The 371-nt window shown below is 62.8% G+C and carries 1 protein-coding gene; it reads left to right on the forward strand.

From position 1 onward, the window contains the following. Window positions 1–371: immunoglobulin-like domain-containing protein (locus FQ668_RS28640; RefSeq protein ID WP_178097146.1), on the forward strand; the 371-nt coding region annotated here is incomplete at both ends.

The following is a 371-nucleotide window of genomic DNA, read 5'->3' on the forward strand; positions in this document are numbered from 1 at the left end:
CCACCACCGCGACCCTGACGGCCCCGTCAGTCACCGAAGGCGGCGTGATCACCTACACCGTGACCCTGAGCAACCCTGCTCAGACGCCGGTAACGGTTACCCTGTCCAACGGCCAGACCATCACCGTTGAAGCGGGTAAAACCCAGGGCAGCGTTGAATTCCAGACCCCGGGCAATGACGTCTACAACAACGGTTCGACCGTCAGCGTCACCATCGAGAACGCCACTGGCGGTAATTTCGAGCAACTGACCCCGAACCCGACGCCGGCTCAGACCACGATCAACGACTCGGTCGACACCACCACCGCGACCCTGACGGCCCCGTCGGTCACCGAAGGCGGCGTGATCACCTACACCGTGACCCTAAGCAAC

This window comes from Pseudomonas sp. Kh14, assembly GCF_900291005.1.
GTDB lineage: Bacteria > Pseudomonadota > Gammaproteobacteria > Pseudomonadales > Pseudomonadaceae > Aquipseudomonas > Aquipseudomonas alloputida.